This window comes from Klebsiella sp. GFKo11 (assembly GCF_056490265.1).
The window spans coordinates 6187132-6203776 of record NZ_CM151369.1; the positions used below are offsets into that span (position 1 = coordinate 6187132).

Consider the following 16645-nt stretch of genomic DNA (forward strand, 5'->3'; position numbering starts at 1 on the left):
TATTTTTATTCACAAATAATGCATGAATATTGATACTATCATGACCCGAGGTGTGTCAACAATGAAAAACAATTTACCGCCCTTTATCGAGATTTACCGCGCGTTGATCGCCACACCTTCCATCAGCGCAACCGAAGAGGCGCTGGATCAAAGCAATGAGTCTTTAATCAATTTACTGGCAGGCTGGTTCCGCGATATTGGCTTTAACGTTGAAGTTCAACCGGTGCCGGGTACACGCAATAAATTCAATCTGCTGGCCAGTACCGGCAACGGTGCTGGCGGCCTGCTGCTAGCCGGGCATACTGATACCGTCCCGTTTGATGATGGTCGCTGGACTCGCGACCCCTTCACTCTGACCGAGCACGACAACAAACTTTACGGCCTTGGCACCGCGGATATGAAAGGCTTCTTCGCTTTTATTCTCGATGCTTTGCGCGATGTTGATGTGACTAAGCTGAAAAAACCGCTCTATATTCTGGCAACTGCCGATGAAGAAACCAGCATGGCCGGTGCCCGCTACTTTGCCGAAACTACCCAGCTGCGACCGGATTGCGCCATTATCGGCGAACCTACGTCACTGCAGCCGGTGCGTGCGCACAAAGGCCACATGTCCAACGCGGTTCGCGTCCAGGGGCAATCCGGCCACTCCAGCGACCCGGCACGCGGCGTCAACGCCATTGAGCTGATGCACGATGCCATTGGTCGCATCGTGCAGCTACGCGACGACTTAAAAGAGCGTTATCACTACGCTGCGTTTACCGTCCCGTACCCCACACTTAACCTCGGAGCGATTCACGGCGGCGATGCCTCCAACCGCATTTGCGCCTGCTGCGAACTGCATATGGATATTCGCCCGCTGCCGGGTATGACGCTCAACGATCTTAACGGACTCCTTGAAGAAGCGCTGGCACCGGTAAGCGAACGCTGGCCTGGGCGTCTGACCGTTTCCGAACTGCATCCGCCGATCCCCGGCTATGAATGCCCGCCGGACCATAAACTGGTTGCGGTTGTCGAAAAGCTGCTCGGCGCGCAAACCGAAGTCGTGAACTACTGCACCGAAGCGCCATTTATTCAGACCCTTTGCCCGACGCTGGTATTAGGCCCTGGCTCCATCAACCAGGCCCACCAGCCGGATGAGTACCTGGAAACGCGCTTTATTAAGCCGACTCGTGAGCTTATCACTCAGGTGGTCCACCATTTTTGCTGGCATTAAAAATACGCATTCTTCCGCTCTTTTGTATCAGGGCGGGAGAGTGACAATTATCACACTTTCATAAGCAACACTTATCAAGCGACCTCTGAGTTAAATTTCGCAAATTGCCGCTATTTATTCGTTTGCTGAAGCGATTTCGCAACAATTGACGTGGGGGTTTTTACGTGGCTTTATAAAAGACGGTTGCTTATCCACTGCTCAAATTATCGAGCGCCGGATATAACAAAATAAAATGAGATGGGGTGTCTGGGGTAACATGAACGAACAATATTCCGCTTTGCGTAGTAATGTCAGTATGCTCGGTAAGGTGCTGGGCGACACCATCAAGGATGCGCTGGGAGAAAACATTCTTGATCGTGTCGAAACTATCCGTAAGTTGTCCAAATCTTCTCGCGCAGGCAATGAAGCCAACCGCCAGGAACTGCTCACCACGTTGCAAAACTTGTCCAACGACGAGCTGCTGCCAGTGGCGCGCGCCTTCAGCCAGTTTCTGAACCTGGCGAATACCGCTGAGCAATACCACAGCATTTCGCCAAAGGGCGAAGCGGCTAGCAATCCGGAAGTGATTGCTCGTACCCTGAGAAAGCTCAAAGACCAACCCAATCTCAACGAAGACATTATTAAAAAAGCGGTGGAGTCCCTGTCTCTGGAGCTGGTTTTAACCGCTCACCCAACCGAGATTACCCGCCGTACCCTGATCCACAAGATGGGTGAAATCAACAACTGCCTGAAACAGCTTGATAACAACGATATCGCTGACTATGAACGTCACCAGGTGATGCGCCGTCTGCGCCAGCTGATTGCCCAGTCATGGCATACCGATGAAATCCGTAAGCACCGACCTTCTCCGGTCGACGAAGCCAAATGGGGCTTTGCTGTTGTCGAAAATAGCCTGTGGGAAGGTGTGCCGAACTACCTGCGCGAGCTGAACGAACAGTTGGAAGATAACCTCAGCTATCGCTTACCGGTCGATTTTGTCCCGGTTCGCTTTACCTCCTGGATGGGGGGTGACCGCGACGGTAACCCAAACGTGACCGCCGATATTACCCGCCACGTCCTGCTGCTTAGCCGCTGGAAAGCGACCGATCTGTTCCTGAAAGATATCCAATTGCTGATTTCCGAGCTGTCGATGGTCGAGTGTACCGACGAGCTGCGCGAACTGGCGGGTGCGGAAGGCGCGCAAGAACCCTATCGATACCTGATGAAAAAACTGCGCACGCAGTTGATGGAAACACAGGCCTGGCTGGAAGCGCGCCTGAAAGGGCAGAGACTTCCGAAACCAGCAGGTCTGCTCACGCAAAATGAACAGCTGTGGGAACCGCTTTACGCCTGCTATCAATCACTACAAGCCTGCGGCATGGGCATCATCGCCAACGGCGAGCTGCTGGATACTCTGCGTCGCGTAAAAGCCTTTGGCGTACCGCTGGTGCGTATCGATATCCGCCAAGAAAGCACCCGTCATACCGAAGCCCTGGGCGAGATGACCCGCTATCTCGGCATCGGCGATTATGAAAGCTGGTCGGAAGCCGACAAACAGGCCTTCCTGATCCGCGAACTGAATTCCAAACGTCCTCTGCTACCACGTCAGTGGGAGCCGAGCGAAGAAACTCGCGAAGTGCTTGAGACCTGTAAAGTGATCGCCGAAGCGCCGCGCGGTTCCATTGCCGCCTACGTGATTTCGATGGCGAAAACGCCGTCTGACGTGCTGGCGGTACATCTGCTGCTCAAAGAGGCCGGTATCGGCTTCGCGCTGCCGGTCGCACCGCTATTCGAAACCCTGGATGACCTGAACAACGCCGACGACGTCATGACCCAGTTGTTGAATATCGACTGGTATCGCGGCTTTATTCAGGGCAAGCAGATGGTCATGATTGGCTACTCTGACTCGGCAAAAGATGCAGGCGTAATGGCCGCATCCTGGGCGCAGTATCAGGCGCAGGATGCCTTAATCAAGACCTGCGAGAAAGCCGGTATTGAGCTGACGCTGTTCCACGGGCGCGGCGGTTCTATCGGTCGTGGCGGCGCTCCGGCTCATGCGGCTCTGCTCTCTCAGCCTCCAGGAAGCCTGAAAGGCGGCCTGCGCGTCACTGAACAGGGCGAGATGATCCGCTTCAAATATGGCCTGCCAGAAATCACCATCAGCAGCCTGTCGCTCTACACCAGCGCAATTCTGGAAGCCAACCTGCTGCCGCCGCCGGAGCCAAAACCGCAATGGCGCGATATCATGGCCGAGCTGTCCGACGTCTCCTGCGAGATGTACCGCGGCTACGTACGTGAAAATAAAGACTTTGTTCCTTACTTCCGCTCCGCAACACCGGAGCAGGAACTGGGCAAACTGCCGCTGGGCTCGCGTCCGGCAAAACGTCGCCCGACCGGCGGCGTTGAGTCACTGCGTGCGATCCCGTGGATCTTCGCATGGACGCAAAACCGTCTGATGCTGCCCGCCTGGCTGGGTGCTGGTGCGGCGCTGCAAAAAGTCGTCGAAGGCGGTAAGCAGAGCGAGCTGGAAAGCATGTGTCGCGACTGGCCGTTCTTCTCTACTCGCCTCGGCATGCTGGAGATGGTCTATTCGAAAGCGGACCTGTGGCTGGCAGAATATTACGATCAGCGCCTGGTGAAACCTGAGCTGTGGAAGCTAGGTACAGAGCTGCGCGAACTGCTGTCTGCTGATATCGATGTGGTGCTGGCAATCGCCAACGATTCCCACCTGATGGCCGACCTGCCGTGGATCGCCGAGTCAATCCAGTTGCGTAACATCTATACTGACCCGCTGAACGTACTCCAGGCCGAACTGCTGCATCGTTCACGTCTGGCGGAAGAGAAAGGTGAAAAACCGGATCCTCGCGTTGAGCAAGCGCTGATGGTCACCATTGCAGGCGTTGCGGCAGGTATGCGCAACACCGGCTAATTTGCCGGACGCGGTATCCCCGGAGGAGGCGCGCTGCGCCTGTCCGGGCTACCAGCCCGCAAACGGCAGTGAACTCGTAGATTTTGTAGGCCGGGTAAGGCGCTAGCCGCCACCCGGCAAAAATGCGAGCACCATAGCTAAAACAGATTTGTCATCAATCTCGTAGCTCCGTTTACCGGAGCTATTTTTATTAATGGTGCAGCATCTCGTCGACAATCTGCTCTTTATGCAGCGCATAAGGATAATAGGTTGGCCAGTTATCCATCTCTTTCAGCAGTGCCTCATGCGACTCATTACCCATAAAGATATGAAAATGCAGGGACTTACGCGGTGCGATAGTGTGGTCGCTGAACTGAACAAATTTCGGTGCTTTTGAATCCGCCTGTGAGCATTCGAACAGGTAGCGCACGCCTTTCTTACCGGATGCGTAGGTCAGAATTTTATAGCCAGAATAGGTGTATTTGCAGGCATTGACGGTTTTCCCAACGTGAAACTCCATCACATTATCTTCGATACCAATCTGGTCCACATCGGTGGCATAGCCCTTCTTATAATATTCCCGATATTCGGCCACGCTTTTACCCGCTTTTTTAGCCTTCTGTTCGAGCACAGGATCCAAATCGCCGTTCAGCAGATAGGGGTTAACCGACTGCCAGATACCATCCCAATCGCTTAACGCTCTGTCTTTTACATCCTGATCGGCAAAAATACCTTCACTCGCCTTTTGCTCCGCCTCAGTTAATGCAGGCCCATGGCTATGGTGGCCGTGGGCAAAGGCCTGGCTACCCACCAGTAACATGCTGATACCAAGCGCAAGGGCGGAAATCTTTTTGGTCATTACTCTCTCCTGAGTTAACGGTTGCAATAATGTGTTACGATATAACATATCAATAAAATCTTACAATACCCTTCGCAGAAAATCCGCTCGGCTTTTCCCTCGGCCGATTTGTTAGGTATGATGAAAAGAGAGCGCGCGATGCGGAGCAAGAATGGATATCGACATCAATCAGGCCATTGATTCTTTTATTAAAGGCCCGGCAGTCATCGGGAAGGTCCGCTTTTCCACAGAAACCAGACCAGCCTCAGAGAAAGCCGTGAGCGTCGATTTTCCACGCCTCGAAATCATGCTTGAGGGGCAGGTCCGCGATCCAGCGGTGAAGGCCGACCCAGCCCAGCTCACGCCACACGATGTGTTGTACATTCCTGCTGGCGGGTGGAATGACCCACAATGGCTGGTGCCCTCGACTCTGTTAACCATCTTATTTGGTAAGCAGCAGCTGGAATTCGTCCTGCGCAACTGGGACGGCAGCGCGCTTAACGTGCTGGATAAACAGCAAGTTCCCCGCCGTGGCCCTCGAGTGGGATCTTTTCTGCTCCAGGCGCTCAATGAAATGCAAATGCAGCCGCAGGAGCAGCATACCGCGCGCTGTATTGTCATCAGCCTGCTCAGCCACTGTGCCGATCTGCTGGGGAGCCAGGTACAAACCTCCTCACGCAGCCAGGCGCTTTTCGAGGCCATTCGTAAATATATTGATGCCCATTTTGCCGATCCTTTAACCCGCGAGTCGGTGGCGCAGGAATTTTATCTCTCACCAAACTATCTTTCGCATCTGTTCCAGAAATGCGGACCAATGGGTTTTAATGAGTACCTGAATCACATCCGCCTGGAGCAGGCCAGAATGCTGCTAAAGGGCCATGATATGAAGGTCAAAGATGTCGCTCACGCCTGTGGTTTTGCCGACAGTAACTACTTTTGCCGCCTGTTTCGCAAGAACACCGAGCGCTCACCATCAGAGTATCGCCGCCAGTATCATAGCCAGCTCACGGAAAAAACATCGCCTGCAAAAAACTAGATTTTTGTGTGTTAAGCCTGACTTTTGTACGCTCTTTTTTGCTTAAATTTCCCTACAACACGGGATAAACGTGATCTAAATCACCCTTAATAGCAATGCGTACATTTATCCAGTATTTGGCAAATTTGTCATCTGGCGACCCTTCATGTGAAAGCCGTATTCTTACCTCAACGACACTATCGAATTAAGCATTGAGGAAAGTACTATGGAACTCTATCTGGACACCGCAAACGTAGCCGAAGTTGAACGCCTGGCACGTATCTACCCGCTGGCTGGCGTTACCACCAACCCAAGCATTATCGCCGCTGGCAAAGCCTCGGTTTGGGACGTACTACCGCGCTTGCAAAAAGCCGTCGGTCCGGAAGGTATTTTGTTCGCTCAGACTATGAGCCGCGACGCTCAGGGGATGGTTGAAGAAGCCAAACGTCTGAGCAACGCCGTTCCCGGCATCGTGGTCAAAATCCCGGTCACCGCTGAAGGCCTTGCCGCTATTAAGCTGCTGAAAAAAGAAGGTATCACTACCCTGGGTACCGCCGTCTACAGCGCCTCTCAGGGCCTGCTGGCCGCGCTGGCGGGTGCCAAATATGTTGCCCCTTACGTGAACCGCGTCGACGCCCAGGGCGGTGACGGCATTCGCACGGTGCAGGAGCTGCAATCCCTACTGGAAATGCACGCGCCGGAAAGCAAAGTGCTGGCCGCCAGCTTCAAAACCCCGCGTCAGGCGCTGGATTGCCTGTTAGCCGGTTGCGAAGCTATCACCCTTCCGTTAGATGTAGCGCAACAAATGCTCGGCACCCCTGCGGTAGAGTCAGCCATTGAGAAGTTTGAGCAGGACTGGAATAACGCTTTTGGAACTCTGAACCTGTAACCCGATCGGCGAGCCGCCCAGGGGGGTGGCATCACGGTCATCCAGGAGGAATAGAAATGGATCGCATTATTCAATCACCCGGTAAGTATATTCAGGGCGCAGACGCAATTGCTCGCCTTGGTGGGTACCTCAAACCGCTGGCTGAACGCTGGCTCATCGTTGGTGATAAATTCGTACTCGGCTTTGCCGAAGAAAAATTGCGTAAAAGCCTGGCAGATGCTGGCCTGGTTGCCGAAATCGCGCCGTTTGGCGGCGAATGCTCACATAATGAAATCAATCGGTTACGCGATATTGCGGGCTCAGCTCAGTGTACCGCCGTGCTGGGAATTGGCGGCGGTAAGACGCTGGACACCGCGAAAGCATTAGCACACTTTATGAATCTGCCGGTAGTTATTGCTCCGACGATTGCCTCTACCGATGCACCGTGTAGCGCACTCTCGGTTATCTATACCGATGACGGTGAATTTGATAGCTACCTGATGCTGCCGCGTAACCCGAATATGGTCATTGTCGATACGCAAATCGTTGCCGGAGCTCCGGCACGCCTGCTGGCTGCAGGCATCGGCGACGCGCTGGCAACGTGGTTTGAAGCCCGTGCCTGCTCCCGTAGCGGCGCAACCACCATGGCGGGCGGCAAATGTACCCAGGCGGCGCTGGCGCTGGCCGAACTGTGCTACAACACGCTGATTGAAGAAGGTGAAAAAGCGATGCTGGCGGCGGAGCAGCACGTCGTCACTCCGGCGCTGGAACGCGTCGTTGAAGCCAATACCTACCTGAGCGGCGTTGGCTTTGAAAGCGGCGGCCTGGCGGCAGCACACGCTATTCACAACGGTCTTACCGCTATTCCGGACGCTCACCACTACTATCACGGTGAGAAAGTGGCTTTCGGCACGCTCACGCAGTTGGTACTGGAAAACGCCCCAGTGGAAGAGATCGAAACCGTGGCGGCGCTGTGCCACAGCGTTGGGTTGCCTATCACCCTGGCGCAGCTGGACATTAAAGCCGATATCCCAGGCAAAATGCGTACAGTGGCGCAAGCTGCCTGTGCAGAAGGCGAAACCATCCACAATATGCCTGGTGGTGCGACGCCGGATCAGGTCTATGCGGCTCTGCTGGTCGCCGACCAGTACGGTCAACGCTTCCTGCAAGAGTGGGAATAACCTCCTGCCCACACCCGCTTCCGGCGGGTGTGTTCTTTTATGTTCTTTCTCCGCCCCATTGCCAGCCAAAACGATGTGTTTTATAGTGCGATTTTCCTCTGGGTGAGTCGTAAATATGCAATCATCAGATCGAAGAATGAGCATTTATGCCATTCTGCAACAGGACAAAAAAGTCGTCGTTAATGAGCTTGCCGAGAAATTCGGCGTCACCAAAATGACCATCCGCCGCGACCTCTCTTTCTTTGAAAAACAAGGCATTGTCAAAACAACCTACGGCGGAGCCTATCTCACCAGCGGCGCCAGCGTAGAGCCCAGCTTTCAGCTGAAATCGATACAAATGGTTGATGATAAGCACCTGATTGGCCAAAAAGCCGCCGAACTGGTCGAAGATGGCGACACGATTATTATCGACTGCGGGACCACGCCGCTGGCCCTCGCTCAGTTTATTTTCGATAAAAAAATCATGGTGATAACCAACTCCGTTCCGGTAGTTAATCTGCTGAAGGGGCGAAAAAACATTAAGCTGATCGTGGCGCCCGGCGAGTATGAAGACGATACCCAGGGGATGATCTCTTTTAGCACCGCTGACTTCTATAGCAATATCCACGCCGACAAGGTCTTCCTCAGTACCCAGGGCATTAACGAACTGGGTGAATTGACGGTCCCCAAAATGACCGATGCCCATGTAAAACAAGCGCTGATGCGGGCCGGACGGCAAAAGATCCTGCTGGCTGATAAAAGTAAATTCGGTCAAACCTTCCTCGCAGGCCACGCCCGTCTGGCAGACCTTGATCTCGTTATCAGCCAAACTGGCCTCCCTGCCGACATCCTCACGCAACTTAATAAACAAAACGTAGAACTTCTGCTGGCTGATAGCAGCCTCTGACTTTCAGACGTCTGACAACAGGCGTCTGTGTTTTTTCACATCCCCAGAATGTTCTTTTAGTATCCTTTAAAGGACAAAGAAACAAAAAAGATCATTTTTAAGTTGACAAAAACACACCTCAAGCGTGGAATAGGGATACCCACTCCAGAATTGAGGTCTTTATGAACGGATTACTAAGCTTCAAACCCACCAACAACGATTGTGATTTCGATCGTATCGCCAAAAAGCAAGATCAGATGTTCCACCGCGTAGCAACCATTTGCCCGGAACGTGCTGAGATCATCACCGAATCCTTTAAACGTTCCGAAGGCAAATCGATTGTCATTCGCCGGGCGTTGGCGATGGCCGATATTCTGGAAAAGATGACCATCTATATCGAGCCGGACATGTTGATTGTCGGCAACCAGGCAAGCGCCAACTTCGCCGCGCCGGTGTTCCCGGAATACTCCTTTAACTGGGTGATTGACGAGCTGGACCAGTTCGACAAACGTTCAGGCGATAGTTTCCAGGTTGCCGAAGAGACCAAAGCGCGTCTACGCGTACTGCAAGATTACTGGCAGGGGAAAACTCACCAGGATGAAGTGCTGACCAATCTGCCGCAGATGAACCGCCTGGCGGAAAAACAGGGCGTGCTGCACCGCGGCGGCATCAGTATGTCCGGCGACGGTCACATCATTCCTAACCATGACTTCGTGCTGGAAGTCGGCTATGGCGGCATGCGCGATATCGCGAAACAGCACCTGGCCGAAGACAAAGACCTGACGGAAGAGCAGACCGATTTCTACCAGGCCGTCATCATCACCATGGATGCGGCGCTGAATTACTGCAAACGTTTCTCGCTACTGGCAAAAGAAGAAGCCGCACAAACCGCCGACGCTAAACGTCGCGATGAGCTGCTGGCGATGAGCGAAATGTTCGCTCACCTGATGGAAGGCAAAGCGCAGAATTTCTACGAAGCTGTCGAAACTGTCTATCTGACTCACCTGCTGATGATGATCGAAAGTAACGGCCACTCCTTCTCCTTTGGTCGCTTTGACCAGTACGTCTGGCCGTTCTACGAAGCGGATATCAACTCCGGCAAAATCAGCAAAGAGAAGGCGCTGGAGATCCTGACCCACTTCTTCATCATGACCAACAGCCTGAACAAAGTTCGCCCATGGGGTCACACCCAGTACAGCGGCGGCTACCCGCTCTACTCCAACCTGATGGTTGGCGGCATGAAGCCGGACGGTACCGACGGCACCAACGACCTTTCTTATTTATCGCTGGAAGCCATGGCATTGACCGGCCTGCCGGAGCCAAACCTGAGCGTACGCTTCTCCAAAGATACTCCGCACTCACTGATGCAGGATTCAGCAAAACTGATCCGTAAAGGCTTCGGTATGCCATCCATCTTCTGTGACGAAGTAGTTATCCCGGCGATGATGACCCTCGGTCTGAGCGAAGAGGTCGCGCGTGAATATGCCTCAATGGGCTGCGTAGAAACCGCCATTCCGGGCCGCTGGGGCCACCGCGCCACCGGTATGACCTACGTCAACTTCGGCAAAATCCTTGAGCTGGTGATGAACAACGGCTGCGATCCAGCAACCGGCGTACAACTGGTTAAAGTAAACGGCAAAGAAGGTCGCGAGATTAACTATGAGTCATACGACGAAGTGTGGGCCGCGTGGAACCAACTGCTGGAGTTCTACTCCGACCTGGCAGTGGACTGTGACCTGGTCTGCGACCGCGCGCTGAAATATCACGATGCCGACGCCTTTGCCTCTGCGACTATCAACTGTTCGCTGGAGCGCGGTAAAACGTTGAAAAACGGCGGCGCAGAGTATGACTTCGTCAGCTCCTCCAACATCGGTCCTTCCGTGGTAGGCGACAGCCTGGCCGCCGTGAGAAAACTGGTCTTTGATGACAAAGTTCTGACGCTCAAACAACTGCGCGACGCCATGGACTGCAACTTTGAAGGCATCGAAGGAGCCCGCGTGCGTAAGCTGTGCCGCAACGCGCCGAAGTTTGGTAACGATATCGACTACGTTGACTACATCGTCGCTGACGTATTCGAGTCCTATCTGAAGCTGCTGCCAAAATACAAAACCGACCGTTATGGCAAAGGTCCGAAGGGCTGTGGATACACCATGTCCACCTCCAACATCACCTCTTACGTACCGAATGGTTTTGACGTTGGCGCGACCCCGGATGGCCGTCTGGCGACCCTGCCGCTAAACGAGGGCGCATCACCGTGCCTTGGTGCAGATAAAGAAGGCCCGACGGCGGTGATCAACTCCGTGGCGAAGCTGCCAAACCAGAAAATCGCTGGCGGCCAGTTGCTGAACATGAAATTCACGCCGAGCGCGCTGGAAGGTGACGACAACCTGGAGAAATTCACCCACTTCATGGAAGCCAGCCGCGAGAAGAATATCTTCCACAACCAGTTCAACATCATCGACTCGAATATTCTGCGCGCCGCCAAAGAGCACCCGGGAGATTATCCGAACCTGATGGTCCGCGTGGCTGGTTACTGCGCCCTGTTCTCGACGCTGATGCCGGAAGCGCAGGACGCGATTATTGCCCGTACAGAACTGGCATGGTAAGTGTGAGGTAACATGAAGACTGGCCTGATTTCCCGTATTCAACGCTACTCGACCAAGGATGGTCCGGGGATACGAACGACCGTGTTTATGCAGCAATGTAATTTACGCTGCCAGTGGTGTGCGAATCCGGAAACCATCAGGCCAGGTTTGAACGTTTTCTGGTTTAAAGAGCGATGCCGCCAGTGCGGCACCTGCACTCAGGCCGCAGTCAATAACACCATCACCATGGCGAAGCCGGGTAATGGCGTGAATATCGACCGGAAAAACTGCACCAACCTGCTGGATATGGTCGATATGTGCCCCTATGACGGTTACGAAAAGGTGGGAAAAGAGATGACTTCCCGCGAGCTGGCCGATCTGCTGCTGCGCGATAAGTCGTTTTACGATTCCAGCCACGGCGGCGTGACCTTTTCCGGCGGCGAACCGGCGCTACAAGCTGAGTTCGTCAGGGAAACCGCCCTGCTGTTAAAAGAAGCTGGCGTACATGTTTGCCTTGATACCGCAGGGCATATCCGTTGGGAGAAATTACGCCCGCTGATTGAAACGGTCGATTTGGTCTCTTACGACTTTAAAGCCTTTAATCCCGAAACCCATCTTGCCTGCACCGGCGTAGATAATCGCCTGATCCTTGAAAATGCCAAAGCAATCGCGGCAATGGGCACACCGATGCTTGCCCGTATGGTCATTGTTCCAACGCGCAATGATGACCCGGAAGATATTCGTAAACGCCTCGATTTTATCCGCAAGCTTGGCAGTGCCGTGCTGCAGGTCGATATTCTGGAATATCACATCTACGGAGTCGGAAAGTATCAAAAACTTGGCATGCCTTATCTTCTTAACAATATTCCGGCCTGCCAGCGAGAAATGACGGAACAAATAAAACATTACGCCGAAGAGATTGGCCTGAAAGCCACCATAGGCGGATAAAGGATGAACATGTTGAAATTTATTATTACCGAAACCTACAAAGAAATGAGTGAACTGACGGCTGAACGGATTGCGAATGCGCTAACCAAAAAGCCGGATTTAGTTATGGCGCTGCCTACCGGAGGAACCCCCGTTGGTCTTCTGGAAGAGATGAGTCGAATGGCAAAAAGCGGCGAGGCTGATTTTTCCAGCGCCAAATCATTTAATATTGATGAATATATTCCGCTGAAAAAAGATGACCCGCAGAGCTATTATTGGTTTCTCAATCACTATTTTTATCAGCATGCGAATATTTCCATTGAAAACACCTTTGTCCCGGATATTCTGGCCGATGATTTAACCGCCGAATGCGCGCGTTACGAACAAACCATCCAGGCGCACGGCGATTTTGATATCACCATCCTCGGTATTGGTCATGACGGGCATATTGGTTTTAACGAACCACACGCCACCCACAGTCCTGTCTGCCACATTATTGATCTTAATGAAGAAACTATCGAAGCCAACGCGCGTTTTTTCTCACGTAAAGAAGATGTTCCACAACAGGCGATCACCCTCGGGATGGGGACTATCCTGAGAAGTAAAGAGATTGTCCTGATTGCTAACGGAAAATCAAAAGCAGCGGTGATGAAACAGCTTCACGACTGCACTCGTATTGACCCATTATTCCCTGCATCATTCTTACTGATGCATCCTGACGTCACCATTATTTGCGACCGCGAGGCGGCGTCGCTTATCAACGCGTAAGGTGGGCATATGAAAATCCAGAGTAAACGCGTCTGGCTGGCCGGCGGATTCTATCCGGCGCAGTTAACGCTGGAAAATGGCCTGATCAGCGACATTACGCTGGGGCTGAGCGCAAATGCCGATCGCGACTACGGTTCCCTACGCATCATACCGGGCCTTATCGATACCCACGCCCACGGAGCCTGGAACTACGATACTAACGAAAACGACCCCGAAGGGCTGCGCCGCTGGACATCGCGTCTGCCGGAAGAGGGCGTTACCGCATTTTGCCCCACTACGGTCACCGATGAAGACACAACCTTACTGGCCGCGCTGGAAAATATCGCCCGCGTGATGGATGAAGGTTACCAGGGCGCGGAAATTCTTGGCATCCACCTGGAAGGGCCGTTTCTTAGCCAGCTATATCGCGGCGCGCAGCCGGAAAAACAGATTCGCCCGGCCAGCGTCAGCGAGTTTCAGGCTTTTGAACGTGCCGCCCACGGGCGCATTATCGCCATCAGCCTCGCGCCGGAAGAAGATGCCGGATTTGCCCTAACGCGCTACTGCGCGCAAAAAGGGATCGTGGTCAATATGGGCCATTCGGATGCCTCCTTCGAGCAGGCGGTGGAAGCCGTTGCCAATGGTGCAAAAAATGTGACCCACGTGTTTAACGGAATGGCGAAATATGTCAACCGCGAGCCCGGTCTGTTAGGCGCCGCGTTACGCCTTGACGGCCTGTACGGAGAAGTGATTGCTGACGGCATTTTCGTCAATCTGGTCTCCGCGTCCCATCTGTATCGCATAAAAAATGATGATGACGTCATTATGATCAGCGATTCAATGAAAGCAAAAGGTTGTCCACCCGGTCGCTATATGTTCGGCGGAGAGCCGATGATTTTATGTGAAGATGGTGCAACGCGACGTGAAAACGGCGTGCTGGTCGGCAGCACGTTAAAACTTAATCACGGCCTTTATAATATGGTCGAAGGCGCAATGGTACCTTTTGGCGCGGCATTAAAATCCTGCACGCTTAATCCAGCCCGACTTTTAGGGTTAGATAATCATAAAGGTAAATTACAGCGCGGTTTTGATGCCGACATCGTCGTATTAGAAGATGATTACCAGGTCAATGCAACTTATTGCAAAGGAGTCATCGCCTATTCCGTAAATTAAGAATAGTTTTATCGACCTGGCATCACATAATTAAGCGGTTATTGAAAAATAACCGCCGATTTCTTATTGCCAAAATTAAATTCAAAATGAGTCTTTTAAAGTATTTAATAAAATGCGACAGAGCTAACATTAAGCCTTGATAAATTCCCTTAAAAATAAAACCACAATAATAATGCGGTTATTAATACCGTAATACCCATCGCCGGGTCAGTCAGTATACATGTCCTATTGGTCATACTGGCTTCAGGATTTTTATTTCTAAGGGAACGACTATGAATATATTGGGTTATCTCCAGAAGGTTGGCCGCGCGCTAATGGTGCCGGTCGCTACATTGCCCGCCGCAGCGATTTTAATGGGTATCGGGTATTGGATTGATCCCAATGGTTGGGGAAGTTCTAACGCCCTTGCGGCGTTATGCATTCAATCCGGGGCCGCCATTATCGATAATATGGGCGTACTTTTTGCGGTAGGTGTCGCTTATGGTATGTCAAAAGATAAAGACGGTGCGGCTGCGCTGGCGGGTTTCGTTGGTTTTCTCGTCTTAACCACGCTGTGTTCACCGGCCGCCGTCGCCATGATCCAGAAGATTCCAGCAGATCAGGTCCCTGCGGCCTTCGGTAAGATTAAAAACCAGTTTATCGGCATTATGGTTGGTATCATCGCCGCCGAACTTTATAACCGCTTCAGCAGCGTCGAACTGCCCAAAGCGCTCTCCTTCTTCAGCGGTCGCCGTCTGGTGCCCATCGTCACCTCCTTCGCCATGATCGTCGTAGCCTTTGCTCTGATGTTTATCTGGCCGGTGGTATTTAGCGGTCTGGTGAGCTTTGGCGAGCATATCCAGAAACTTGGATCGGTCGGTGCCGGGCTCTATGCCTTCTTCAACCGCCTGCTGATTCCGGTCGGTTTACACCACGCGCTCAACTCGGTGTTTTGGTTTGATGTCGCTGGAATTAACGATATTCCCAACTTCCTCGGCGGCGCGCAGTCGCTTGCATCAGGCAAAGCGGTACTCGGTATCACTGGCCGATACCAGGCAGGTTTCTTCCCCATTATGATGTTCGGCCTGCCGGGCGCGGCGCTGGCGATTTATCAGTGCGCACGGGCGGAAAACAAAGCCAAAGTGCTGGGTATTATGATGGCAGGTGCCTTTGCCGCCTTCTTTACCGGCATCACCGAACCGCTGGAATTTTCCTTCATGTTCGTTGCGCCGGTGCTGTACCTTATCCACGCGGTCCTGACCGGACTCTCAGTGTTTATCGCTGCCAGCATGCACTGGATTGCCGGTTTTGGCTTTAGCGCTGGTTTGGTCGATATGGTGCTCGCCTCCCGCAACCCGCTGGCCACGCAATGGTATCTGCTGATCCCAATGGGCCTGGTGTTCTTTGTTATCTACTACCTGGTCTTCCGCTTCACCATCATCAAATTTAACCTGATGACGCCGGGCCGCGAACTGGCTGTAGACGGGAGTTGCGCCGATGGCGAAGACCTGAATATTAGCGCAAATAAAGAGCAAAGCGCCGCAGCGCTAGCCCGCCAGTATATTGCGGCTATCGGCGGGTCCGATAACCTGACCAACATTGATGCCTGCATCACACGCCTGCGTTTAGGCGTTAAAGATGCTGCTCTGGTGAACGACGCGCTGGCAAGACGTTTAGGTGCTAGCGGCGTAATTCGTCTGAACAACACCAATGTGCAGATTATCGTCGGATTTGTGGCAGAGAAAATCGCCAATGAGATGAAAACCACCGGTCACGTCGACGCAGCAGAAGCTCTGCCGGTCGCCGCGGCACCTACCGCGTCCAAACCACGTACGACAACCGCCACCACGGTTATCGCCGAACTGCTCTCCCCGGTCAGCGGCGAAGTTGTCGCCTTAGAACAGGTGCCAGACGAAGCTTTTGCCAGCAAAGCGGTCGGTGACGGTATCGCCATCAGACCGACCAGCCCTATCGTCGTCTCTCCTGCAGCGGGTACGATCGTCAAAATCTTCAATACCAATCACGCGTTCTGCCTTGAAACCGAAAAGGGTGCGGAGATTGTGGTTCACATGGGACTGGATACCGTCGCGCTGGATGGTCAGGGGTTTAAGCGGTTAATTGAAGAAGGCGCAGAAGTCGTCGCAGGACAGCCCATCCTTGAGATGGTTCTCGAGTTTCTCAATGCGAATGTGCGTTCGATGATAAGCCCGGTGGTGTGTAGCAACGTTGAAGACTTCGCCTGTCTGGAAATCAAGGCGCAAGGCCAGGTTATTGCCGGGCAAACGTTGCTCTATGAGATTAAGGGATAAACTTACAGACAAACTTGGTTTAGATAGGGTGTCGTATTCTTGCTGGGTGGCGGCTGAC

12 protein-coding genes are annotated in these 16645 nt (G+C 53.0%); 11 read left to right on the forward strand and 1 reads right to left on the reverse strand.

Going from position 1 to position 16645, the window contains the following annotated elements; all coding sequences use genetic code 11:
• The first annotated feature begins 61 nt into the window (after positions 1-61).
• Entirely contained in the window at positions 62-1213 is a 1152-nt protein-coding gene (argE, locus tag AC07P6_RS29645; protein WP_478315297.1) for an acetylornithine deacetylase, read from the forward strand.
• A gap of 256 nt (positions 1214-1469) precedes the next feature.
• Positions 1470-4121, forward strand: a complete 2652-nt coding sequence (gene ppc / locus AC07P6_RS29650) for a phosphoenolpyruvate carboxylase (RefSeq protein ID WP_181484195.1) — start codon at positions 1470-1472, stop codon at positions 4119-4121.
• A gap of 190 nt (positions 4122-4311) precedes the next feature.
• Here the strand turns inward: ppc and zinT are convergent, their stop codons facing one another.
• Entirely contained in the window at positions 4312-4959 is a 648-nt protein-coding gene (zinT, locus tag AC07P6_RS29655; RefSeq protein WP_478315298.1) for a metal-binding protein ZinT, read from the reverse strand.
• A 151-nt stretch (positions 4960-5110) separates the two neighbouring features.
• On the opposite strand from zinT, the gene AC07P6_RS29660 reads away from it, so the two are divergent.
• The 9 genes from AC07P6_RS29660 (at position 5111) to nagE (ending at position 16587) form a co-directional block, all read left to right on the forward strand.
• Complete coding sequence (locus tag AC07P6_RS29660; RefSeq protein WP_181484197.1) at positions 5111-5974, forward strand: AraC family transcriptional regulator; 864 nt, start codon at positions 5111-5113, stop codon at positions 5972-5974.
• Between the two features lie 205 nt (positions 5975-6179).
• Positions 6180-6842 carry a fructose-6-phosphate aldolase gene (fsa, locus tag AC07P6_RS29665; protein ID WP_112216360.1) on the forward strand — a complete coding sequence of 221 codons (663 nt, stop codon included), beginning with the start codon at positions 6180-6182 and terminating at the stop codon, positions 6840-6842.
• A 56-nt stretch (positions 6843-6898) separates the two neighbouring features.
• Positions 6899-8002: a bifunctional L-1,2-propanediol dehydrogenase/glycerol dehydrogenase gene (gene gldA / locus AC07P6_RS29670; protein ID WP_110276170.1), complete on the forward strand. Its 1104-nt coding sequence runs from the start codon at positions 6899-6901 to the stop codon at positions 8000-8002.
• Positions 8003-8138: 136 nt separating this feature from the next.
• Positions 8139-8888, forward strand: a complete 750-nt coding sequence (locus tag AC07P6_RS29675; protein ID WP_112216359.1) for a DeoR/GlpR family DNA-binding transcription regulator — start codon at positions 8139-8141, stop codon at positions 8886-8888.
• Between the two features lie 161 nt (positions 8889-9049).
• Positions 9050-11473 (forward strand): glycyl radical protein, encoded by a 2424-nt coding sequence (locus AC07P6_RS29680; RefSeq protein ID WP_478315299.1) that lies wholly within the window; start codon positions 9050-9052, stop codon positions 11471-11473.
• A 12-nt stretch (positions 11474-11485) separates the two neighbouring features.
• Entirely contained in the window at positions 11486-12400 is a 915-nt protein-coding gene (locus tag AC07P6_RS29685; protein ID WP_478315300.1) for a glycyl-radical enzyme activating protein, read from the forward strand.
• A gap of 9 nt (positions 12401-12409) precedes the next feature.
• On the forward strand, positions 12410-13147 hold the full coding sequence (gene nagB / locus AC07P6_RS29690; RefSeq protein ID WP_478315301.1) for a glucosamine-6-phosphate deaminase: 738 nt from the start codon (positions 12410-12412) through the stop codon (positions 13145-13147).
• Positions 13148-13156: 9 nt separating this feature from the next.
• Positions 13157-14299 carry an N-acetylglucosamine-6-phosphate deacetylase gene (gene nagA / locus AC07P6_RS29695; RefSeq protein WP_478315302.1) on the forward strand — a complete coding sequence of 381 codons (1143 nt, stop codon included), beginning with the start codon at positions 13157-13159 and terminating at the stop codon, positions 14297-14299.
• A gap of 272 nt (positions 14300-14571) precedes the next feature.
• Positions 14572-16587 (forward strand): N-acetylglucosamine-specific PTS transporter subunit IIBC, encoded by a 2016-nt coding sequence (gene nagE / locus AC07P6_RS29700; protein ID WP_478315303.1) that lies wholly within the window; start codon positions 14572-14574, stop codon positions 16585-16587.
• Positions 16588-16645 lie beyond the last annotated feature (58 nt).

Coding starts and splice junctions, on each gene's coding strand:
- gldA (WP_110276170.1), top strand. CDS start 6,899: ATGGATCGCATTATTCAATCACCCGGTAAGTATATTCAGGGCGCAGAC.
- nagB (WP_478315301.1), top strand. CDS start 12,410: ATGTTGAAATTTATTATTACCGAAACCTACAAAGAAATGAGTGAACTG.
- nagE (WP_478315303.1), top strand. CDS start 14,572: ATGAATATATTGGGTTATCTCCAGAAGGTTGGCCGCGCGCTAATGGTG.
- AC07P6_RS29675 (WP_112216359.1), top strand. CDS start 8,139: ATGAGCATTTATGCCATTCTGCAACAGGACAAAAAAGTCGTCGTTAAT.
- argE (WP_478315297.1), top strand. CDS start 62: ATGAAAAACAATTTACCGCCCTTTATCGAGATTTACCGCGCGTTGATC.
- AC07P6_RS29685 (WP_478315300.1), top strand. CDS start 11,486: ATGAAGACTGGCCTGATTTCCCGTATTCAACGCTACTCGACCAAGGAT.
- fsa (WP_112216360.1), top strand. CDS start 6,180: ATGGAACTCTATCTGGACACCGCAAACGTAGCCGAAGTTGAACGCCTG.
- AC07P6_RS29680 (WP_478315299.1), top strand. CDS start 9,050: ATGAACGGATTACTAAGCTTCAAACCCACCAACAACGATTGTGATTTC.
- ppc (WP_181484195.1), top strand. CDS start 1,470: ATGAACGAACAATATTCCGCTTTGCGTAGTAATGTCAGTATGCTCGGT.
- zinT (WP_478315298.1), bottom strand. CDS start 4,959: ATGACCAAAAAGATTTCCGCCCTTGCGCTTGGTATCAGCATGTTACTG.
- AC07P6_RS29660 (WP_181484197.1), top strand. CDS start 5,111: ATGGATATCGACATCAATCAGGCCATTGATTCTTTTATTAAAGGCCCG.
- nagA (WP_478315302.1), top strand. CDS start 13,157: ATGAAAATCCAGAGTAAACGCGTCTGGCTGGCCGGCGGATTCTATCCG.